Annotated in this window: 19 protein-coding genes; 10 read left to right on the forward strand and 9 right to left on the reverse strand. The window is 37.3% G+C overall.

The features are described 5' to 3' along the window. Positions 1–173 precede the first annotated feature (173 nt). The 3 genes from ACWITO_RS12080 to ACWITO_RS12090 are packed head-to-tail and all read right to left on the reverse strand — an operon-like array spanning position 174 to position 4,593. Entirely contained in the window at positions 174–2,066 is a 1,893-nt protein-coding gene (locus tag ACWITO_RS12080; protein WP_448530253.1) for a CocE/NonD family hydrolase, read from the reverse strand. A 51-nt stretch (positions 2,067–2,117) separates the two neighbouring features. Then, positions 2,118–3,971 (reverse strand): tetratricopeptide repeat-containing sensor histidine kinase, encoded by a 1,854-nt coding sequence (locus tag ACWITO_RS12085; RefSeq protein ID WP_448530254.1) that lies wholly within the window; start codon positions 3,969–3,971, stop codon positions 2,118–2,120. After that, positions 3,952–4,593, reverse strand: coding sequence for a response regulator (locus tag ACWITO_RS12090; protein WP_448530255.1), 642 nt, complete (start codon positions 4,591–4,593; stop codon positions 3,952–3,954). Before ACWITO_RS12090 ends, ACWITO_RS12085 begins: the two co-directional genes overlap by 20 nt. A gap of 381 nt (positions 4,594–4,974) precedes the next feature. Here ACWITO_RS12090 and sppA point away from each other — a divergent pair, with 381 nt between their 5' ends. The 7 genes from sppA (at position 4,975) to ACWITO_RS12125 (ending at position 11,951) form a co-directional block, all read left to right on the forward strand. Then, complete coding sequence (sppA, locus tag ACWITO_RS12095) at positions 4,975–6,723, forward strand: signal peptide peptidase SppA (protein ID WP_448530256.1); 1,749 nt, start codon at positions 4,975–4,977, stop codon at positions 6,721–6,723. A 231-nt stretch (positions 6,724–6,954) separates the two neighbouring features. Beyond that, complete coding sequence (locus ACWITO_RS12100) at positions 6,955–8,607, forward strand: pyruvate dehydrogenase complex dihydrolipoamide acetyltransferase (protein ID WP_448530257.1); 1,653 nt, start codon at positions 6,955–6,957, stop codon at positions 8,605–8,607. 207 nt (positions 8,608–8,814) lie between these two features. Continuing rightward, on the forward strand, positions 8,815–9,357 hold the full coding sequence (locus tag ACWITO_RS12105; protein ID WP_448530258.1) for an NADH-quinone oxidoreductase subunit NuoE family protein: 543 nt from the start codon (positions 8,815–8,817) through the stop codon (positions 9,355–9,357). Positions 9,358–9,371: 14 nt separating this feature from the next. Continuing rightward, positions 9,372–10,079 carry a hypothetical protein gene (locus tag ACWITO_RS12110; RefSeq protein WP_448530259.1) on the forward strand — a complete coding sequence of 236 codons (708 nt, stop codon included), beginning with the start codon at positions 9,372–9,374 and terminating at the stop codon, positions 10,077–10,079. Between the two features lie 172 nt (positions 10,080–10,251). Then, entirely contained in the window at positions 10,252–11,052 is an 801-nt protein-coding gene (locus ACWITO_RS12115) for a YwqG family protein (RefSeq protein WP_448530260.1), read from the forward strand. An 18-nt stretch (positions 11,053–11,070) separates the two neighbouring features. Beyond that, positions 11,071–11,577 (forward strand): hypothetical protein, encoded by a 507-nt coding sequence (locus ACWITO_RS12120; RefSeq protein ID WP_448530261.1) that lies wholly within the window; start codon positions 11,071–11,073, stop codon positions 11,575–11,577. A gap of 26 nt (positions 11,578–11,603) precedes the next feature. Next, positions 11,604–11,951 carry a hypothetical protein gene (locus tag ACWITO_RS12125; RefSeq protein ID WP_448530262.1) on the forward strand — a complete coding sequence of 116 codons (348 nt, stop codon included), beginning with the start codon at positions 11,604–11,606 and terminating at the stop codon, positions 11,949–11,951. 68 nt (positions 11,952–12,019) lie between these two features. On the opposite strand, the gene ACWITO_RS12130 is transcribed toward ACWITO_RS12125, so the two are convergent. After that, positions 12,020–12,937, reverse strand: coding sequence for a leucine-rich repeat domain-containing protein (locus ACWITO_RS12130; RefSeq protein WP_448530263.1), 918 nt, complete (start codon positions 12,935–12,937; stop codon positions 12,020–12,022). Positions 12,938–13,142: 205 nt separating this feature from the next. On the opposite strand from ACWITO_RS12130, the gene ACWITO_RS12135 reads away from it, so the two are divergent. Together ACWITO_RS12135 and ACWITO_RS12140 are read left to right on the forward strand one after the other, a co-directional pair. Then, on the forward strand, positions 13,143–13,880 hold the full coding sequence (locus ACWITO_RS12135) for a hypothetical protein (protein ID WP_448530264.1): 738 nt from the start codon (positions 13,143–13,145) through the stop codon (positions 13,878–13,880). 190 nt (positions 13,881–14,070) lie between these two features. Further along, positions 14,071–14,478, forward strand: a complete 408-nt coding sequence (locus ACWITO_RS12140) for a hypothetical protein (RefSeq protein ID WP_448530265.1) — start codon at positions 14,071–14,073, stop codon at positions 14,476–14,478. Positions 14,479–14,524: 46 nt separating this feature from the next. Here the strand turns inward: ACWITO_RS12140 and ACWITO_RS12145 are convergent, their stop codons facing one another. Genes ACWITO_RS12145 through asnB form a run of 4 tightly spaced genes read right to left on the reverse strand, consistent with a single transcriptional unit; the run spans position 14,525 to position 18,717 of the window. Beyond that, positions 14,525–15,442 (reverse strand): outer membrane beta-barrel protein, encoded by a 918-nt coding sequence (locus ACWITO_RS12145; protein ID WP_448530266.1) that lies wholly within the window; start codon positions 15,440–15,442, stop codon positions 14,525–14,527. Positions 15,443–15,454: 12 nt separating this feature from the next. Continuing rightward, positions 15,455–16,168, reverse strand: a complete 714-nt coding sequence (locus tag ACWITO_RS12150; RefSeq protein ID WP_448530267.1) for a hypothetical protein — start codon at positions 16,166–16,168, stop codon at positions 15,455–15,457. 5 nt (positions 16,169–16,173) lie between these two features. Beyond that, the gene (locus ACWITO_RS12155) at positions 16,174–16,749 is read right to left on the reverse strand and encodes an RNA polymerase sigma factor (RefSeq protein WP_448530268.1); all 576 of its coding nucleotides are present in this window, start codon (positions 16,747–16,749) and stop codon (positions 16,174–16,176) included. Positions 16,750–16,809: 60 nt separating this feature from the next. Continuing rightward, the gene (gene asnB / locus ACWITO_RS12160) at positions 16,810–18,717 is read right to left on the reverse strand and encodes an asparagine synthase (glutamine-hydrolyzing) (RefSeq protein ID WP_448530269.1); all 1,908 of its coding nucleotides are present in this window, start codon (positions 18,715–18,717) and stop codon (positions 16,810–16,812) included. Between the two features lie 283 nt (positions 18,718–19,000). Here asnB and ACWITO_RS12165 point away from each other — a divergent pair, with 283 nt between their 5' ends. Beyond that, positions 19,001–19,873, forward strand: coding sequence for a fructosamine kinase family protein (locus ACWITO_RS12165; RefSeq protein WP_448530270.1), 873 nt, complete (start codon positions 19,001–19,003; stop codon positions 19,871–19,873). 1 nt (position 19,874) lies between these two features. Here the strand turns inward: ACWITO_RS12165 and ACWITO_RS12170 are convergent. Beyond that, positions 19,875–20,377 (reverse strand): PAS domain-containing protein (locus ACWITO_RS12170; protein WP_448530271.1); only part of this gene is annotated, 503 nt, incomplete at its 5' end.

Below are 20,377 nucleotides of genomic sequence, written 5' to 3' on the forward strand. Positions count from 1 at the left end.
AGCGACATCATCGCTCTAAGCCCGAAAAAAAACATCTTAAAATTCACTTTTTTGAAAGGAAATTTCTATTGTTGTTCTTTGATTTTTTCTAAACGGACTTTTTAAGGGACGACTAAATTACTAAGCCCGACAGGTTTGCGAATCTGTAGGGCTTGAGCGTAAATTTTACCCATTTACTTTCTTAAAATTTCCACTTCTAAGCCACTTGGATAGCTAACATTATGGAAAACCTTGATAAAGGCTTTGGTAAGGTCTGCTTTGGTAGCTTTGTAGGGATTTTCCAAAAATTTCTGCGGGTTAAGTGCAAACAATGGAAACCAAGAGCTTTGCACTTGTATCATTATTCGGTGTCCTTTTTTGAAAGTATGAAAGCAGTCTTGCAAACGAAATTTGATAGGAGTTACTTGATTGATAGGCAGAGGTTCGGGCTTTTCAAAGCTATTGCGAAAGCGAGCTGGCATAATTTCACCTCTTACCAATTGGTGGTAATTGCCTAAAAATATGCCTTGGGGAGTGGTGCTGTGGTTGGGTTCATCAGGCGGATAAACATCTATGAGTTTTACGATAAAATCGGCATCATTGCTGGTAGTTGCAACAAACAAATTGGCAGTGAGTTCGCCACAAATGGTAATATCTTCGTTTAAGGGTTCAGTTTGGAATGTTAAAACATCAGGACGGCGTGCGGCAAAGCGTTGGTCTTCGCTCATATAATTGCGAGGCGTAAAGCCAAGCATCTGTCTAAAATTTTCTGAATGAGGTACAGGCTTGAGCGGGTCGGAAAGGTACTCAGAGAAACTATCGGGGGCTTTGGGAGTTTCAAAAGCGAGTTTGCCTTCGGGTTGGAAATAAAGCGTTTTTCTATCGGCATTGGGCAAGGGATATTTATCAAACTTCTGCCATTCTTTTTTACCTGTATCAAACAAATAGGCTTCGGGCAAACCTGTATTGCCATCGGCTTTTTCTTTAAGAAAATGTCTGAAAAAAGGGGTTTCAATTTCCCGCTGATAGAAAGTGGCAATACTATCGCCAAAATAGATATGATTGTGGGTGTGTTGTCCTCTCTCACGAGTCCAGTCGCCGTGTCCGAAAGGTCCCATTACAAGCGTATTGTAATTTTTGGAATTTTTCTCAATAGTTTTGTAAATATTGAGCGGTCCGTAGAGGTCTTCGGCATCAAACCAACCGCCTACGGTCATTACGGCGTGTTTGATATTTTTGAGATGAGGTAAAAGATTGCGTTTTTTCCAAAAATCATCATAATTCTGATGATTGACTACTTCTTGCCAAAAGAAATTATCTTTGTAATATTTTTCGGCATTGGGCAAAGTAAGTAGTTCATCATAAAAAAACTGAAAGCCATCGGGAGTTTTAGGTCTAACAGACTGATGCTGATACCAAGCGGTGGTCGTATTTTCTTTCTTTTGTACACCAAATACAGGATAAGCAAAAAAATAGCCCAAAGTGAGCGAACCATTATGATGAAAATCATCAAACCAAAAATCTGCTATGGGGGCTTGTGGAGAGGAAGCCTTCAGGGCAGGGTGAGCCGCCAAAGTGCCAGCGGCAGTATAAAAACCGGGATAAGAAATACCCCACTGCCCAACTCTACCATTATGGTTGGGTATATTTTTTAAGAGCCATTCTATGGTGTCGTAGGTGTCGGAGGCTTCATCAACGTCTGTTTTTTTCTTTTTTTCAGGAATGTGGGGTGTCATATTAGTCCAGGTTCCTTCGCTCATATATCTGCCTCGTACATCTTGATAAACAAAGATGTATTTTTCTCGCATTAGAAAGCGATTAGGTCCCAGACGATTGGGAAACTTATCTGTACCATAAGGAGCTACGCTATAACAAGTTCTTTGCATCAGAATAGGATACTTATTTTCTTTGGAAGCGTCTTTGGGTACATAGACGGCGGTGAATAGTTTTACGCCATCTCGCATCGGTATCTGATACTCGTACTTATTGTAGTTATTTCTGATGAAAAGAGAATCTTCGTTGATTTTATTTTGGGCAAAAGCACTTTTCAGCGAGAAAAGCAAGATTATTAAGTAAAATTTCCTCATATTTACAGCGTTTTCTGAGGAAAACGTAATCAGTCTAAACTTATTGCAAAATTACTCGTACATTTTCCAAGTAAGCAAAACAACTGTTCCTCTGTCTTTTTCAGATTCTACGCTTAGCTCAGCTCCCAAGAGGTCGGCACGAGAACGCATACTGCTCATTCCTAAACCATTTTTAGCTTCCTTTACATCAAATCCTTTGCCATTGTCTTCAATTTGCAGTGTCAGCATACCTTCGTCCTCATAAATTTGGACAAAAATTTCGGTGGCTTGGGCATATTTAATGGCATTATTGATAGCTTCTTGGGCTATACGGAAAATGAGCATTTCAGCGTTTTCGTTTAGTCTTTTTTCAAAACCAATGGCACTAAATATCACAGGTGGGTTTTGGATATTTTGGCAAAAACTACTTAAAGCAGAAACTAAACCAAATTTTTTGAGCGTAGGAGGCATCAAGTTGTGTGAAATGCGGCGAACATCTTGCGAGGCTTCCAAAACCAGCTCATTAGCTTGCATCAAAATATCTTTGGCATAGGTTTGGGTAGCTCTTTCTATGTTCTGACGAATAACCGAAAGCGTAACTCCCAAGCCATCGTGCAGGTCTTTGGCAATGCGTTCTCTTTCTGCCTCTTGGGCTTTTAGTTCGGAAAGACGCATCTCTTTTTCTTTTTCGCTTTTCACAATTTGTAATTCTCGCTCTTTTTGGAGTTTGTTGCGGGCTTCTATAAAAAGCCAAATACTAAGTGCCGCAATAGCCGTAAGACCTACTATCAGGGTAATCAGGAGAAAGTTTTGAGCTTTTTTCTTTTCGTTTTCAGCTTGAATGGCTTTTTGCTCTTTTTCAAGGGTTTTGTATTCTACATTGGCAATATCAAGGGCATAAGAGCTTTTCTGCTGATAAATGAGTTTATCTATTTCACGCAGTTTTTCTACGTAACGTGTAGCCTGCTCAAAGTCGCCTTTTTCTTTGCTTAAAGCAAGAGCCTGCTGATAGTGGTTGCGTTTGGATTTGATAGAAACCCGATTGCTATCTTCGGTGATAATTTTTCGGCTTTGGGCTAAATATTTTTCGGCTTCGCTAAAATTCCTTTGTTTGGTATAAAAGCCACTCATACCCAAAACCGACTGATTGAGCATATCCAAGTCTTGGGCTTGCTTGCTCAGTTCAATAGCTTCTTGCAGGTATTTAGGAGGCAAAGTGTAGTTTTTGAGCATTTGATGACATTCTGCCAAATGATTGCGAGCAATTGCCATAGCTCGGTAGGCTTGCTGTTTTTTTGCCTCTTCATAAGATTTTTCGTGTAAAAGAATTGCCTTTTCGTACTCTCCTAAATTTTCCTGAGCCTCTGCATAATTGGCATAAATCCGATACAAATCACCTTTTACATAATCAGACTTTTTGCTTTCAGGCAGATTTTCAAATACTTGTAGGGCTTTTTCGTAATATTGTAGGGCTTCTTGGTTTCTACCTGTTTCTATGTAAAAAAGCCCGACAATGTTCAGTCGGGTAACTACCATTGAGTCTAAACCTGCTTGCTGGGCAATTTCTAAGGATTTTTTTGCCCAAGTGATACCATTTTCAAAATCGCCAGTAAAATAAGTTAGAGAAGCCATTAGCCCCCACATTCTACACTCGGCGGCGGCATCTTTTTCTTTTTTGGCAATTTCAATCCCTTCAGTGGCATAATAAAATGAGGAGTCTATCTTGAACAAATCCAAGTAGTAGTCCGTAAGATGCATATAATACCGAGCCAATGGCTTTTTTTGAGATTTAGCAGTTTTTAATGCTATTTTGAGGCTATCCACTTTCTTTTGATAGTACTCGGCGGTTTTCTTTTGAGCAAAAAGAAAAAAATGTAAAAAAAATAGCAAAGCCGTTAGGCTTATTTTATACGAAGTTATTTTCATAAGCAAGTTTTACAAGTTCGGCAGTATTGCGTACATTGAGTTTCTTGAGCAATCCTTTCCGATAGCCATCTACGGTATTTTTACTCAGATGAATCTTGTCGGCTATTTCTTCGTTGGTATGTCCTTTGATAATAAGTCTGAGTATTTCGGCTTCTCGGCTGGATATTTCAAATTTTTGGACAAAATTATCATATTTGTTATTGTCTTCGTAATGCTCTTTCAGGGCTTTTTGTACTTGTTCAGAAAAATGTTCCCCTCCTTCAAACACATCAAAAATGGCTTGCTTTAGCTCTTGGGAAGTAGCGGTTTTGCTCAAATATCCTCGGATACCTAATTTTTTGAGGTTTGTGATGAGTTCATAATCTAGATAGGTGGAAATGATAATCACTTTCAGGTCGGCAAAGTGGTTTTTAATGACTTGCATTACTTCTACGCCATCCATTTTGGGCATATTCACATCTAAAAGCAATACGTCAGGTTTTTGGAGTTGGAGTATATGCAAGAGTTTTTGTCCGTTACTTGCTTCACCAATAATTTCTATGTTGCTTTCTTGGCTTAGTATAAGTTTTACGCCATCAATAAACATTTGGTGGTCGTCGGCAATAATGATTTTTACTGGCATAACGAGGTAGAAAAGTTTATTTGATGTTGCTTTGAACATAAAAATAATTCATTTTTCTCATACAAAACAAAAAAAATAAAAAAAAGTTAAAAACCCCCTTTTAGGGGGGTAGAGCAATTGAACTGACTTGATTATTTTTGAAACAGAAATTGATAGTTTAAAAGATATTTTTTCGTTAAACAGGGATTGAACACAAGTATCTTGCTCTCAAACTCCATTTCCATTTGTTCAAAAAATTAACGTAGAAGAATAGTTTTGCCAAAAGTGAGGTAGGGTTTCTCTGCCTCTCTTTTTTTATGCTTGGCAAAACAAAAAAATCTTTCAAACGTTTTGAAAAAAGATAAAAATTCAAAATTTTGCAATTTCAAAAATGAAAGCTTTATGAAGCAATTTTTTAAGTTTGTTTTTGCTACCATTTTGGGCTTGGTGATATTTAATTTGTTCGCCATTTTCATACTGATAGGCATTATCTCTGCATTTGGAGATGATGATAAAGTAAAGGTAGATGAAAATAGCGTCTTATATCTCAATCTTTCTGCACCTATAGCTGAAAGAGGTCAGGAAAACCCGCTGGGCAATTTGGGAGTGCCTCTGGATAATACCAGTTCCAAAATAGGCTTATTGGAAGTAGTGCAAAGCATTAAAAACGCTAAAAGCGATAAAAAAATTAAGGGTATTTACATCAATACGCAAGGCGTACAGGCTCGCTACGCTTCACTAAAAGAAATTCGCGATGCTCTTGTAGATTTCAAAAAATCTAATAAGTTCATTTATGCTTATGCCGAAACGTACAGCGAAGGGGCATACTATTTGGCTTCGGTAGCAGATAAAATTTATCTGAACCCTGCGGGTATTTTAGAGTTCAATGGTATTTATACGGAAATTCCTTTTATCAAGGGGGTATTGGAGAAAATAGAAGTAAAACCCGAAGTATTCAGAGTAGGAGAGTTCAAAAGTGCTGTGGAGCCTTTTATTTTAGATAAAATGAGTGAGGCTAACCGACTGCAAACCAAAGAATATTTGGAAGCAATTTATGATGTCTTTTTGGAAGATATTTCCGCTTCTCGCAAGATAGAAAAAACACAACTTCGCCGCATAGCCGACTCTATGTTGGTGCGAAAAGCCGAAGATGCTCAAAATTTGAATTTAGTTACCAATATAGCCTATGAAGATGAAATATTAGAGCTTTTACGCAAAGAGCTGAAAGTGGATAAAAAAGATAACATCAAATTTATTTCGCCGAGCAAGTATTTCAAAGCGATTGAAAGCAAGTATTCTAAAAATAAAATTGCAGTGCTTTTTGCCGAAGGCGAAATCAATAGTGGCGAAAGTGGCGAGGATAATATTGGTTCGGCAACAATTGTGAAGGAATTAAGAAAACTGCGTAAAGATGAAAAAGTAAAAGCCATTGTTTTGCGTATCAATTCGCCCGGTGGTAGTGCTTTGGCTTCAGATGTGATGTGGCGTGAAATTATGCTTACCAAAAAAGAAAAACCTGTGATTGCCTCAATGTCTGATGTAGCCGCTTCGGGGGGCTACTATATGGCTATGGCTTGCGATACGATTGTTGCTCAAAAAAATACCATTACAGGTTCTATTGGTGTGTTTGGCTTGCTTTTCAATGCAGAAAATTTGCTTAAAAACAAAATAGGTGTAACTACCGACCGAGTTTCTACTTCGCCGCTTGCCGATATTGGCAATCCTGTTCGTAGCCTTTCGCCACAAGAGCGAGCCATTATTCAGGAGAGCGTAGAGCGAATTTATGAAGCCTTTACTACCAAAGCCGCCCAAGGCAGAAAAATGAACCTTGAAGACCTGAAAAAAGTAGCTTCGGGTAGAGTATGGGCTGGCTCACAAGCCAAAGAAAGAGGTTTGGTTGATGTTTTTGGTGGCTTAGATGATGCCATTGCTCTTGCAGCAAAAAAAGCCAAAGTAGAAAACGACTATCAGGTAAAATACTATCCTATTCAGCAAGACTTTTGGCAAAAAATCACTAAAAAAAGCAAGGAAGAAACTTTCTTGAAAGAAAAATTAGGCAACGAACTCTATGAAAATTGGAAATTACTAGAAAAAATACGAAATTGGCAAGGTGTGCAGGCTCGTTTGCCCTTTGAAGTTGTGGTGAAATAGAGATAGCTGTACAGACTGAAAAGCCTATTACAAGTTCAAAGGCAAAAAGTTTAAGAGTTTGAGGGTTAATAGTTTAAGTGTTAGGCTTCAAGTTTTAAATTTCAAGTTTATGCGATAGCTTCATAATTTCATAATTTTGCGAAGCAAAAAAATTTTTTTCCAAACAAAACATTCTTTATATTGCTTGCCCAAAGTGAATTTTACTAAAACGCAAAAACAAATTTTTACGTTATGGCACAAGTTGTTTTAATGCCCAAAATGAGCGACACAATGACCGAAGGCGTTGTGGCGGTATGGCATAAGAAGGTTGGAGATACAATTAAATCGGGGGATATTATAGCAGAAGTAGAAACAGATAAAGCCACAATGGATTTGGAGGCTTATGAAAGTGGTACTATTTTGTACATTGGGGCAGAAGTTGGAAAACCTGTTCCCGTAGATGGCATTTTGTATATTGTAGGTAAGCCCGGTGAAGATTTTCAGCACTTATTGCAAGGCTCGGCGAAAGTTACCACTACTGAGCCTACTCCACAGCCTACAGCTCAAACTGAAAACCATAAACCCGCAAGCAATACACCTGCGGTGGCTTCGGTAGATGTTTCCAGTATTCGTGCCAAAGTAGAGCGAATGCCCAAAATGAGCGATACAATGACCGAAGGTGTGGTAGTAAAATGGCATAAAAAAGTAGGAGATAGCGTAAAATCGGGCGATTTACTTGCAGAAATAGAAACCGATAAAGCAGTAATGGAGCTGGAAGCCTATGAAAAAGGCACTATTTTGTACTTGGGCGTGCAAGAGGGCGGAAAAATAGCAGTTGATGAAATTCTTTACATCATAGGCGAACCCGATGCCGACTGGAAAACCCTTCTACAAGCCGCACAAGGAGGAACTTCACTGCCTTCGGCTCAAAATGTTACAGCTACTTCTGCAAGCAATACGCCAACAACTACTTCTGAAAATTTTACCCAAGATACCGATAGCAATGGTAGAATAAAAGCCTCGCCATTGGCTCGTAAAATGGCAAGAGAATTGGGTTATGATTTAGCTCAAATCAAGGGTACTGGCGATGGCGGAAGAATTACGAAGTCCGATGTAGAAAACTTTAAGCCTTCTGCCCAACCGCAACCCACTGCAACCCAGCCCACCGTAACACAAGGTTCTACTGCTTCGGAAACTAAAACCATTAGCACAGGAGCAGGTTTTGAGCAATACGAAGAAATAAATGTTACGCAAATGCGTAAAACCATTGCTCGCCGCCTTTCGGAAAGCAAATTTTCGGCACCCGAATTCTATCTGACGGTAGAAATCAAGATGGATAATGTAATGCAAATGCGTAGCCGTTTGAACGAACTTTCACCTGTGAAAATATCTTTCAATGATATTGTTATCAAGGCTACGGCAATGGCTCTCAAACAGCACCCCAAAGTAAATTCGTCTTGGCTTGGCGATAAAATTCGTGTGAATTATCACGTAAATATTGGAGTGGCAATGGCTGTAGAAGATGGCTTGCTTGTGCCTGTGGTTCGCAATGCCGATATGAAGTCGCTTTCACAAATAGCCAGCGAGGTAAAAGATTTTAGCCAGAAAGCCAAAGATAAAAAATTGCAACCCAAAGATTGGGAAGGTAGCACTTTCACTATCAGTAATTTGGGTATGTATAATATTGATGAATTTACGGCAATCATCAATCCGCCCGATGCTTGTATTTTGGCAGTGGGTGGTATCAAGGAAACCGTGATTGTAGAAAAGGGCGAAATGAAAATCGCAAATATTATGAAAGTAACGCTTACTTGCGACCACCGCGTTGTAGATGGAGCAACAGGAGCAGAGTTTCTGAAAACACTTAAAGCCAATTTGGAAGAACCTATGCGAATGTTGGTGTAAGGCATTTCTTAAATTTTCGTAATTGTATAGGTCTAATTTGTGGTAGGAAAACAAAAAATAAGAAATAAGAAGCAGGACTTAGCCAATTATGTCTTATACAAAAATGAGAGAAAAAGTCCTTAAAGGCTTGAACCCCAACGCTGAACTTTTGGAACATTACAAATACTCAATACTCAATACTCAATACTCTGTACTCAATACTCAACTATGGGACATCCTACATTCAATACCGATAGAAGCTATCATCAGAATCCTCAGTTTTCGGAGGAGCGAATGAAGCAAATTCAGGAGATTATCAAACGTTACCCCGAAGGTAGGCAAAAGTCGGCTATATTGCCTATTTTGCACATTGCCCAAACCGAATTTGGCTGGATTAGTGTCAATGTAATGGATTATGTTGCCGAAATCCTAAAAATTCAGCCGATAGAGGTGTATGAAGTGGCTACTTTTTATACAATGTTTCATTTGCAACCTGTGGGCAAGTATGTTTTGGAAGTATGTCGTACGGGTCCTTGTATGATTTGCGGAGCGGAGGAAATTTTTGAGCATTTGCAAAAACGCTTGGGCATAGGTTTGAACGAAACTACTACCGATGGCAAATTTACCATTAAGGCTGTTGAGTGTCTTGCCGCTTGCGGCGGAGCCCCTTGCTTGCAAGTAAAGCTCAAAGCCGAAGATGGCATCTACAAATATTACGAAAATCTTACTCCTGCAAAAGTTGATGAACTCATAGAAAAGGAGTGGATATGACTTGATGCTAAAAGATGAAGGCTTTTATTTCAAAACCTGCAACTCGCTTATTAGCTTTTCAAAAAGCTGTATGGGTGCAGGTTTTGGCTTTTTTGAATATTTTGCTCACAAAAGGCTTACTTGTGGAAATAGGTGTAGCTCATAAGTTTGCTTCTTTTGCTAATGATATACTTTTCTTGCTTATCACTACGTTTTACATTATTTTTATTTACTACCTGTTCTCGTTTTTTACAAGCAATCGTTTGCTACTGAATTTGATTATTGTGTGCTTTACAATTGCTTTTATAGTGGCAAGTATCAGCGAAAATCCTTTCTTTGACTTAGAGCTAAGTGGTAAAAAGTATTACATTCTTGCGGTTCATATTTGCTATTCAATAGGAACAACAATCATTATTTATTTTGCTACACTGGAAATTTTCAGAGAAGGAATGTCTGTTATTGAAAGATTGTGGGGCTCGGCTTGTATTTATTTTATGATTGCTTGGGCATTTGGAGGAATTTACGATATAATCTGTATTTTTAACCCTACTGCTATGGGGTTTCAGCACCAGCTTAATTTGAGTAGCTATATGGAGTCTATTGCGTATAGTGTGAGTGTGTTGGGAAATTTCAACCCACTTTACGAAAACACAAGTATTTTGATAAACCGAATAGCTATTATAGAAGCTGTATGGGCTCATCTCTTTGTAGTTTTGGTGGTAGGCAGGTTGTTGGCTAAATGAATAATGATGCAGAAATGTAAAAAACGAGGGCAAGCGATGAACTTGCTACTAGCCAACAAATCTTTAACAAAAACTTCATATCAAATTTGTGATATTTCCGAAATTTTTTGGTAAGTTTATATGTGTTTAGATAAGTTTAGAAAAGAAAAATGCAACCATAACCTCAATTTGTATGATAGATTTTTCATATTTTCCCGCCGAATTGCAAGCCTTTCAAGATGTTTTTGAAAAGACTCGTAAAAAATTCGTAAAAATCACCAGCAAACCCAGCAAAAATGTAGAGCTTTGGCAAAGTAAGTTTGCAGGAATGCCCTTTTTGCCTATGGGTGTAGAATATCCCACAGATGGCGAAGGAAATTATATGTATTTGCTCGCTCAAATCAATTTTGAGGAAGTTCCACCGCTCGATTATCTTCCTCAAAAAGGGCTTTTACAAATCTATATTGCAGATAACGAAATGTATGGCTTGGATTTAGGCAATCCGAGTGAGCAGGTTGGTTTTAAGGTGTTATTTTTCCCTGAAATAGATAAAAATAATCATCAAAGAGATTTGCCAAAACTCCCCAAACCCAAATATTCCCCTTTTGATAAGCCATTTATAGCCCAAAAATTGGAATTTTCTCTGCAAGAAGAATACGCAAGTGTTGGCGACCTTAATTTACAATATGCTATGGGAGATAGGTATGATGAATTTGAAGAGATACTTTTTCAAAATGACTTCGAACTTGCTGATTGGCTCGCGAGCAATGTGAGTAATTGGGGAAGCAAACTCGGTGGTTACGCCTCTTTTATCCAAGAAGACCCACGCTACGAGGAAGAAACATTCAGAAAATATGATACACTTCTTTTGCAGATAGAATCTACCGAGTGCATTCAATGGGGTGATATGGGGATTGCCCACTTTTTTATCAATGGCGAAAAACTAAAAAAAGCCGACTTTTCCGATATCTTGTATAATTGGGATTGCGGTTAGACCTTTTTCTCAAATTGTATGGAAGGATTTGGATACGTTGTAGGCACTTCGGGCTTAATAATGCTGTTAGTTGTACTTATTATGGCTTGGCGAAAAATCAAGCGGATTAGGAAGTACATCAAAGTTCCTGCCCAAGTCGTGAGAATTGATAAGCGTGAATGGTCAGGAGATACTGCTGACCGAGAAGGGGGCACATATTCAGTTCCTATTCTTTCTTACGAAATTCCTAATGTTGGAAAAGCAGAATTAGGTATAAATAATGAAAACTCTCTTAACTTTATGCAAGTCGGTAAAAAAACGATGGTTGCTTTTCCCAAAGAAGATTACAATAAAGTAATTGTGTGGGACATCAATTTTGAAATGTTAGAGTTCATTAGATATTTTTTTGGTGGTATATTTTTAATAATAACGGGTTATCTTTTTGTTTTTATTCCACAAAAAGGCATTAGCTTAATCTATGGTGCTTTGCTTATGGTAATTTACCTTTTATTGCTTTGGTTGAGCAAAAAAATACTCAAAAGATAAAATTTCACCCTCAAACCCTTAAAAAAATGAAAACCTCACAAATCTATTTCAACGCTGTTCTCACCATCATAGCTTTTTGTTTGGTGGGTATTTTGGTACAAAACCAAATCTTGATTGAACGTCAGGGAAATGCAGTGCAAGCTGTACCACAAAATGCAGTTCAGCCAATGCAATTCCAGCCTGTAAAGTATCCCGAAGGGGCAAAGTTTATTCTTGTTCCTATGAATAGCAATGGTGCTATTGATGTCAATATCAAAGGTTTGCAAGAAATGGACGTGAATCTAAGACGCATTTCTACTTCCGATATGCTGAATGTGAATTTAGAAAGGGTATATGGCAATGGTAATGGTAGATTGCAAGTTGAGCAAAGATGATAGAATAATTTGCTGATATAATCAGAGATTACATCAGCAAATTATAGCTACAATGACAATTAAAAGCACTAAAAATCCTCTTGCACTACTTTACATTTGGGGTGTGTTCTTTTGAACTCATCAATCTCCTCTTGGGGTATTTGCGTGTTGTAGCAATACAAATTACGCAAAGCCCGCAAAGGCATAATAGGTTCAAGACTTTTGACTTTCGTATGGCTAATACCTAAACTTTCCAAACGATACATAGCTCGTAGAGGCTCAATGCTTTCTACTGCTGTATGTTGAATGTAGAGTTCTTCTAAATATCTAAATTTTTTCAGAGGTTCAATAGATTTGATACGTGTTTTTTGCAAATTGAGGTATTGCATTTTTTCAAGTCCTGCAATAGGGGAGAGGTCTTCTACCAAACATTCGGCGGCAAAGATTTTCTCCATACGGCGTAGGTTTTGCAGGGGGGTAAGGTCTTTGACTTTGGTTTTACCGAAAGCGAGTGTATGCAGTCCGAAAAGGTGTGAAAGTGGTTCTAATGAATTGACAGAAGTATCGTGGAAATAAATTTCCTCCAATCTACGCATATAACGCAAAGGCTCTAAACTGCGTACAGGAGTTTTCATCAAATCCAGATGCGTAAGATTTTCAAATTGCTTTACAAGCTCTAAATCAGAAACTTCGGTTTCGGCAATGACAAGCGTTTCCAAATGAGGTAGAGCTTCCAAAGGTTCAAGGCTATCAATGCGATAATCTTTGCAAACAAAGAATTTGAGTTCCGAAATTTCTTTCAGTTGTTCTATGGTAGGCTCATCATCAATATCCATACGGATAGCCTCTTTGAAAGCCATTTGCCAAGCCTTTTCAAGATTTTTCCACCATTTATTCAAGTACCATTGCGAATAAAACTCTTCCCAAATATCAGCGTGCTTGATAATATCTATCTGTGCCGCAATTTTTCTACCTCTTGAATCTATGATAAAGCTAATCCCTTCCATACTATTTTAGTGTTCTTTGGTTTTTCACCTTAAAGTAGCTAAAAAAACTTCAATACTGCAATAAAATTTTGAAAAAAATCTAAAACTTACTCGTGTATTTTTAGGCTAAAAGAATTTCGCTTTGTGTAAAGGTTTGATTTTTAAGTTTTTGAAAAATTTTGAAAAAACAAGAAAAGTCTTTAACTTTACTTGCTAAATAATGAGTATGAAAAGTTTTTTGATAGTTTTCCTTGTAACTGCAAATTTTGTTTTAGTTTTTGCCCAAGATAGCTTACAAGTTGTTCCTGTGGATACTTTTCAGCGGTACCGCCTTATGCAACTTTGGGAAATAGGAGTGAGCGGCAATGCCTACAAAGGAGATTTGGCTCAGGGATACGAATTGTTTAGCTCTGCTTTGCATTTGGGAATAAAGTTTGCCAAAAAAAAGCGTTGGAATGCTCATATCAATATCAGCATTGGTTCGGTACGGGGGCAAAATTATGCCTATGAATTTGATGAAAACAGCCGACCTAATTTATTTTTTCGCTCCAATATTTTCACCTTTCAGGCAGATTTGCAATATAATTTTATCCGAAAAAAGTATTGGATAGCTTATATTTCGCAAGGTATAGGACTTATGCGTTATATGCCCAAAAATGAAAACGGCGAAAGACTGCAAAATTTGCTCACTACTCGTCCTGCGGGGGAAGTTTATGGCAATATTACAGCTATTTTCCCGACCAGTTTGGGTACTATTTTTCTTTTGAAAAATGGCTATGGAATAGGCTTGCAAGTTTCTTGGCTTCGCCCTACTACCGACTATTTGGATAATATTTCCGCTTGGGGTAAAACACAGGGTACAGATAAAATTTTTCTTATCAAAGCACATATCAGCATACCAACTTGGAAATTGCGTAAGTTCTTTTCCAAAGAAATGCCTGCAAGGGAAATCAAAAGCACTTAGATTTTTAGGAGATAGGAGCAAAGAAACAGAAAGCAGGAAAATACTTTATCCCAAACGTTCAAATTTTTGAACCTTAAACCATTTGAACTTATCCTATCTTTTTACAAAATTTGTTCATAAAACTTACATTTGCTTAAAAAATTGAAAACAATTTGGTAACTTTGTTGTTGTCATATCAAACTATGTTTCTATGTTAGAGCAAGTGAGGCATTATGAAAATGAAGGCTATGCCGTAGAATTGGAGGAGAATTGTACCAAAATTATTTGGAAGGAGAAAGTTTTACCCGAACAAATTCGCAACGGCTTGAACGAGGTGTTGGGTTTTATGCGTTTGCAAAAGACGGGCAATTTGTTTGTTGATGTTTCTTGCTGTCAGACCTCTTGGGTGAGTTCTAACGATTGGATTGTGTGCCATTGGTTGCCTGTGGCTATGCAGTTGGGCTTACGCAAGGTAGCTTTTCTCATCAGCACCAATGTTGTGCAGAAAGTATCTTTGGATAATCTGTGCCTCAAACTATCCAAGCAAATACAATTTTACAAGCGTTTTTTTGGTATATTCAGCGAGGGGAAAGAGGCTTGTGAGTGGCTGAGAAAGTAATCATTTACTTTTTTTGAAAGTAAATGATTACTTCTGATGCTTCGGCTTACAGCCTTATTCCGAAACTTAGTGCATTTAGATTAGGTGCTTGTTGCGTGCTAAAAAGAGAATTCAAATCATATTTACAAAATAGGGTAAGCCCGCCAATACCCAGATTTCCCTCCAAACCATATCGGAAGTTGCTTAAATAAAAACTATCCTTTTCGCGTACTTTTTCCTCACTATCTAATTTGTATTTAGTTCTGCTCCCCAAACGCAAACCAGCATAGCCACCAATGCCTAATCTTATGGGAGTATCGCCAATGAAAAATTTTGCTCGCAACATTAAAGGGATTTGTAAATAAGAAACCACCAATTTGGATTTTTGAATAGGTTTTTCAAAATCTTGCAAATAGTTTCCCCAAGTTATTCCATTGTTGTTGGCTATCATATAGTTTTGTGGAACAAAACGGAAATTATACCAATCAAACATCAGACCTGTTCTGATAGAAAAAGGACTATTTTTGCCACCTAATCTGAAATACCAAATTTTTCCCACACCGATATAAACCGAATTAAAAGTTTGTAAACGGTAGGGGGCATTATTTTTATCAGGGAAACCAACATTTTTTTCAAGATAATTATTCAAACCTATATCTACAATCCATTTGGAATAGTTCTTTTTGATTTCCGATGTGTCTTTTTTATTATTTTCTTCTTTAACAAAAATTCTGACACCTTCATCATCAAAATCAGTTGCAAAAATTGTCCAAGATTCTTTATCTTTAGCATTGCTATCCAATTCTTGTATAGCTTTATGAATGATTTTGTTGAAATCATACTCTCGTAGTTTTAGCAAGCTGTTGCGGTCTTGGCTTGTAACAATTACTTTGGATTTTTCACCAATTTCAATCTGTATAGTATCTTGGGCAATGCTCACGCAAGCACTTGCCAGCATAGCAAGTAAAAAACAAAACTTTTTCATACTTTTAAGGATTTAGTTGGGTGATTTAGAATTAAGGGTTAGTTTAAGTTCTGCGTTTTTAAGTTTTTGTACATTTTTGAGAAATTTACCAAACTTTGTTGAGGCAAAATCTCTTGCTTTTCCTTCTTTGGAAGGTTCGGGTTCGGGTAATTTGATAATAATTTTTGTGCCTTTAGGCTTAGGTAGCGATTTGAGTGTATCATCATTGATATTATTAGATTCTTTGCTTGCTTTTAATTCGTCTGAAAGTACTTCTTGGACTTTGCGTAGCGTATCTTTTTCAATACTTTTCTCTGTAATTTCCTTCATTTGGGTAGTAGTTTTATGAAATTTTCTATCGGATTTTCTTTGTGGCAATTCTTTTGAAAGACTTGGGCTTGTTATTTGTTTTTCTGCTTGTTTTTTTTCTTGAAGTATTTCTTTTGGAGCAACGTCTAATAGTTTAGTAGAGGTATTATGAGAAGCAGTTGTAGAAATGGAATTTGAGCTTTTGACATAGGCATTATTTTTAGCATACCACTTTTTTTCATTTTGAATGAAGTTAAAAATTAAAAAAGTTGCAACCATTAGAAAAACGATAGCCCAAGAGAGCCACACGTATTTTTTGTGTTTGCTTTTTTTCTGCTCTAATTTTTCTTCTAATACTTCCCATAGATGTTTAGAGGGTTCTGAGGAAAAATCAGTAAATTTTTCTCTAAACAATTTATCAGTCAGATGTTCTTGCATATTTTTCAAGATTTGTAAATGATTTTTTCTTGCAAACTCATTTGAGCAAGGTGTTTTTGCAAAAGATTTCTTGCTCTTGAAAGTTGTGATTTTGAAGTTCCTTCACTAATGCCAAGCATTTGGGCAATTTCCTCGTGAGAATACCCTTCAATGACATACAAATTGAAAACGGTGCGATAGCCATCGGGCAATTTATGTAGGCAAATCAATAAATCTTCGGTTTGAAGCAAGTCCTCACCATTTTCCCAATGGCTCATAAGATTATTTTGTTCTTGGGCATCTACAAAAAAGATACGTTTTTTCCTTAAAATACTAAGACATTCATTGATAGTTATGCGTTTCAGCCAAATTTCCAAACAGCAGTCTTTTTGCAGATTTTTGATGTTTTCAAAAATTTTCAAAAAAGCGTTCATCAGAGCGTCTTCTGCATCTTGGATTTCGGGAAGGTATCTTTTGCAAATACCCAATAATTTTTTTACATATCGGTCATACAAGCATTTTTGGGCTTTCCTATCACCTTTTTGACAAAGTTTGATTAGTTCAGATTCTTGCATATAATCTTTCCGTATGTTTTTCTGCATTAAAGATGAGATTTGTAGCAAAAAGGTTGCTTGGAAAAATAAAAATTTTTCATCAAGATTTTATCTTCTACAAAACCTTTTCCACCAGTGCTGAAATACGAGAAGCCCCCAAATGCGTGCGTGGCTATCTTGTGGGTTGGGGGAGAAAAGTTGATTTTTTAATCTTTTTACTTCTGCTACATCAAAAATTCCTTGCTCTTCTACAAATCTATCTTGCAGAAGGTCGTTTTCAATGAGAGAACGCAAATCGGTACGAAGCCAGTCCAGCAAAGGAACTTCAAAGCCGTGTTTGGGGCGTTTGTAAATTTCAACAGGCAAAATATCTCTAAAAGTATCTTGCAACAACTTTTTACGAATACCTTTATCTATTTTTGAACTTACGGGCAAAGAAAATACAAAATTTACAAGCTCGTGGTCTAAAAAAGGCTCTCGTACTTCCAAACCATTTGCCATTGACATCAAATCTACTTTTACGAGCATATCACCTGCCAAAACAAGGTGCATATCTGTATAAAAGACTTCATTCAAACCTTCTATATCCTTTTTTTGCAGGTGCTGTAAAATTCGTTCCTTATCGTTTTGATATTCTGCTTGTGCTTCTGAGCGTAAGGTGGGGTGTAAAAGTTGCTCTACTTCGTTATTTTTACAAAAACCTGCCCAAAGCCAATAACGCTCTTGGGGCGAAAGATTTGCACCTTCGGCGAAACGAGCCAGTTGCCTGAATTTATTACTCCAAAAATGATTTCTTGATTGAGGCAAATTTTTCCAAAGAGGCAAGAGTATTTTAACCAAATTAGCCAAAATACCTCCTTTTCTAATCTGATATTCGGCAAAATGTTTGTTGTAGCCGCCCCACATTTCATCAGCTCCATCTCCCGAAATAGCTACTTTTACAAACTGCTTGACAAATTTGCTCAAAATAAATACAGGCAAAGCCGAGGAATCGGCAAATGGTTCATCAAGGTAATTGAGCATAGCCTCCAAATTATCCAGCAAATCCTTGTTAGAGAGTTTGAAAGTAGTGTGCTTGGTGCGAAAATGTTTGGCAACTATTTCGGCGTAGTGTGTTTCATCAAAAAATTTGTTTTCATAATAACCAATGGAAAAAGTTTGCAAGTTTTCTACTTCTTGCGAGGCAAGTGCCACTGCCACCGAAGAATCTATCCCACCGCTCAAAAATGCTCCCACAGGTACATCTGCCACCAAACGCTTGCGAATAGAGGCTTGCATTAAGTCTTTCAGGCGACTTTTTTGCTCCTGATACGATAGCTGTGAGGGGTGTTCGGTGTAATGCTTGGGAATTTGATAATAAGCGTCTATTTCTACTTTTCCATTCTGAATTTTAGCATAATGAGCAGGCGGGAGTTTGTAGATATTTTCAAAAATAGTATGCGGTGCAGGAATGTAATTGAGATGCAAATAATGCCTCAAAGCCAATAAATTTAATTTTTTCTCTATGCCGTACTGAATGATAGATTTCATTTCAGAGGCAAAAAGAAAGCGGTCTTCATCAAGGTAGTATAGCAAAGGTTTTACGCCGTAGCGGTCGCGAGCCAGAAAAAGCGAATTTTGTTCTTTGTCGTAAATGGCAAAAGCAAAAAAGCCGTGTAAAAGTTCCAAAGCATAAGTTCCCCAAGTGATGTACGCATACAAAAGCACTTCGGTATCGCTATGAGTGCGGAAAGCGATACCTTTTTCTGAAAGTTGCTTACGAAGTTGTTGGTAATTGTAAATTTCACCATTGAAAACAATAGTATATCTGCCTGTATGGTCTGAAATGGGCTGATTCCCAGTTTCGGAAGTATCAATGATAGAAAGCCTACGATGCCCCAAACCTGCCCAAAACGAAATAAAGGTATCTCCCCAGTCAGGACCTCTCTGCACAAGAGCATCTGTTGCATTTTGCAAGTTAATCATTGAAAAACGTCCTATTTCATTGAAAGCTAAAACACCTGTAATGCCACACATTTTAGGAAAATGTTTAGAAATTTGCTTTGCAATATAGTTTTTTTGGTTCAATTTTGTAAAAAATCAAACCTTTTTGCTAATTAAGAGATTTTAGAAGATACAAGGAGGAAAATTCTGTAAATCCTGCAAATCATTTTAATCTTGGCAAAAAATGAAATTTGGGTTGTTTTTTCAGACTAAGAGTGATGATGTCGCTCGAAGCGACATCATCGCTTGTAGTTTAAACAACTTCAGATACAAAAAATCTTCTAAATCCTGCAAATCATTTTAATCCTGATAAAATATGTTTGGCTTTGAACCGAATGACTTTTTAGAGGCAGTTTTTTTAGAGAGTTTTGGTAAAACTCCCGAAATTGAGCATTTTCAGGCGGTTTCGGGTGGTTGTATCAATAATGCGGCAAAAGTGGCTACGAGTTTGGGCGTTTTTTTTATCAAATGGAATGAAAATAGCCCCGAAGATACTTTTGAGGTGGAAATTAAAGGTTTGCAAAAATTGGCTTCAATGGGTATGCCTACTCCTGCTGTAATAGCTTCGGGTAGGCAAAAGGGTAAAAATTATTTGCTTTTAGAATATTTGGAAGGTTATCCCAAGCCAAGTTATTGGAAAGATTTAGGCAAAAATTTAGCTCAATTACATCAAAATAGCAATAAGTTTTTCGGATTGGAATACGATAACTACATTGGGGCATTAAAACAAACCAATACACAAGCTGAAGATGGTATAGAGTTTTACATTCAGCAAAGATTGAAGGTGCAGGCGGGTTTAGCTTTTTACAATGGCTTGCTGGAAAGGTCTTTTTTGGAAAAATTAGAAAAACTTTACGAAAAATTACCTCATTTATTACCTAACGAAAAACCTGCCTTGTTACACGGTGATTTGTGGAGTGGAAACATCATCACACACAACAAAGGTTTTGCTGTACTCATAGACCCTGCCATTTATTATGGCTTACGTGAGGCTGAAATGGCTTTTACTTACCTTTTTGGAGGTTTTGAGCAAGATTTTTACGAAGCATACGAGCATTATTTCCCTTTGGAAAAAGACTTCACTGAAAGAGTAGGCATTTACAATCTCTATCCACTTTTGGTTCATCTGAACTTGTTTGGAAAATCTTATCTGCCTGCTATTGAGCGAATTGTACAAAGATTTTTGTAAGTTATTTGTAAGTTTTTCCTACAATTTCGTGAATGAGCCTGTCTAATTCCTCGGCAGCAACTTTGAGATATTGAATAATTCTCTCGTTATCAGAACTAACCCCTTCAAAATCTAAAATATCTATCAAGCCCAAAATAGAAGAAAGGGGACGACGAATACTATGCGATTGCAAGCGGGCAATTTCTTCTAATTTCTCGTATTGTCTTTTTAGCTCTTGTATATTCTTGTAGTTCAATGAAATAGCCCAAACTTCACCTTTTTCATCAAAGACAGGAAAAATACGCAGATGCACCCAGATTTGCTCGCCATTTGGAAAGGAAAGCAGGCGTTCGGTTTCTGTAAAATTACCATTTAGGGCATCAAGAAAGTTTTGTCTGAGTAGTTCCTTAGTATTGGGCAGGGTGTAATTTTGAAAAAAATTTTGCCCTTCCTGAATATCTTTTCCAAAAAATCTTTTGATATTTTCAGCGGTAGCTTTGAAGTTGTTTAGGATTGAAAAAGATT

This window comes from Raineya sp. (genome assembly GCF_053497555.1).

Bases quoted from the DNA above. Each gene is read 5' to 3' on its own strand.
- ACWITO_RS12110 (WP_448530259.1), top strand. From the start codon at position 9,372: ATGAAGGCTTTTATTTCAAAACCTGCAACTCGCTTATTAGCTTTTCAA.
- sppA (WP_448530256.1), top strand. From the start codon at position 4,975: ATGAAGCAATTTTTTAAGTTTGTTTTTGCTACCATTTTGGGCTTGGTG.
- ACWITO_RS12130 (WP_448530263.1), bottom strand. From the start codon at position 12,937: ATGGAAGGGATTAGCTTTATCATAGATTCAAGAGGTAGAAAAATTGCG.
- ACWITO_RS12150 (WP_448530267.1), bottom strand. From the start codon at position 16,168: ATGCAAGAACATCTGACTGATAAATTGTTTAGAGAAAAATTTACTGAT.
- asnB (WP_448530269.1), bottom strand. From the start codon at position 18,717: ATGTGTGGCATTACAGGTGTTTTAGCTTTCAATGAAATAGGACGTTTT.
- ACWITO_RS12125 (WP_448530262.1), top strand. From the start codon at position 11,604: ATGAAAACCTCACAAATCTATTTCAACGCTGTTCTCACCATCATAGCT.
- ACWITO_RS12135 (WP_448530264.1), top strand. From the start codon at position 13,143: ATGAAAAGTTTTTTGATAGTTTTCCTTGTAACTGCAAATTTTGTTTTA.
- ACWITO_RS12165 (WP_448530270.1), top strand. From the start codon at position 19,001: ATGTTTGGCTTTGAACCGAATGACTTTTTAGAGGCAGTTTTTTTAGAG.
- ACWITO_RS12090 (WP_448530255.1), bottom strand. From the start codon at position 4,593: ATGCCAGTAAAAATCATTATTGCCGACGACCACCAAATGTTTATTGAT.
- ACWITO_RS12085 (WP_448530254.1), bottom strand. From the start codon at position 3,971: ATGAAAATAACTTCGTATAAAATAAGCCTAACGGCTTTGCTATTTTTT.
- ACWITO_RS12115 (WP_448530260.1), top strand. From the start codon at position 10,252: ATGATAGATTTTTCATATTTTCCCGCCGAATTGCAAGCCTTTCAAGAT.
- ACWITO_RS12120 (WP_448530261.1), top strand. From the start codon at position 11,071: ATGGAAGGATTTGGATACGTTGTAGGCACTTCGGGCTTAATAATGCTG.
- ACWITO_RS12140 (WP_448530265.1), top strand. From the start codon at position 14,071: ATGTTAGAGCAAGTGAGGCATTATGAAAATGAAGGCTATGCCGTAGAA.
- ACWITO_RS12100 (WP_448530257.1), top strand. From the start codon at position 6,955: ATGGCACAAGTTGTTTTAATGCCCAAAATGAGCGACACAATGACCGAA.
- ACWITO_RS12080 (WP_448530253.1), bottom strand. From the start codon at position 2,066: ATGAGGAAATTTTACTTAATAATCTTGCTTTTCTCGCTGAAAAGTGCT.
- ACWITO_RS12105 (WP_448530258.1), top strand. From the start codon at position 8,815: ATGGGACATCCTACATTCAATACCGATAGAAGCTATCATCAGAATCCT.
- ACWITO_RS12145 (WP_448530266.1), bottom strand. From the start codon at position 15,442: ATGAAAAAGTTTTGTTTTTTACTTGCTATGCTGGCAAGTGCTTGCGTG.
- ACWITO_RS12155 (WP_448530268.1), bottom strand. From the start codon at position 16,749: ATGCAGAAAAACATACGGAAAGATTATATGCAAGAATCTGAACTAATC.